The organism is Mesorhizobium sp. M7A.F.Ca.MR.362.00.0.0 (assembly GCF_004023175.1).
Lineage (GTDB): Bacteria > Pseudomonadota > Alphaproteobacteria > Rhizobiales > Rhizobiaceae > Mesorhizobium.
On sequence record NZ_RZTF01001009.1, the window covers coordinates 1 to 284 of the forward strand.

At 39.4% G+C, this 284-nt stretch carries 1 pseudogene; it reads right to left on the reverse strand.

Going from position 1 to position 284, the window contains the following annotated elements:
- Positions 1-237, reverse strand: a pseudogene (locus tag EOC06_RS38905) (hypothetical protein); the annotation flags it as partial.
- Between the last annotated feature and the right edge of the window lie 47 nt (positions 238-284).

Consider the following 284-nt stretch of genomic DNA (forward strand, 5'->3'; position numbering starts at 1 on the left):
GCGATATATAGATGGAAAGAAATCGCCGAATGTGAACATATCCGGTATTGCTACAATATATTCTGCTTTCGGATCAAGTTCTTTGCCGCCTATCCAATAGGTAATAACTTCACCATTGGTTTTTGTCTGTACACCCCTTGAAATCATTTTGCCCATTAATGTTCCTCTAAACCCTAGTCCTTTTACATGAAGGGTTTCCCATGAAGGCTGCTTCATATCTGTGAGTACTTCTTTCAATTCTGCTCCTGACAAAGTAACATTACAAGGATTGATAGGATGTGGAC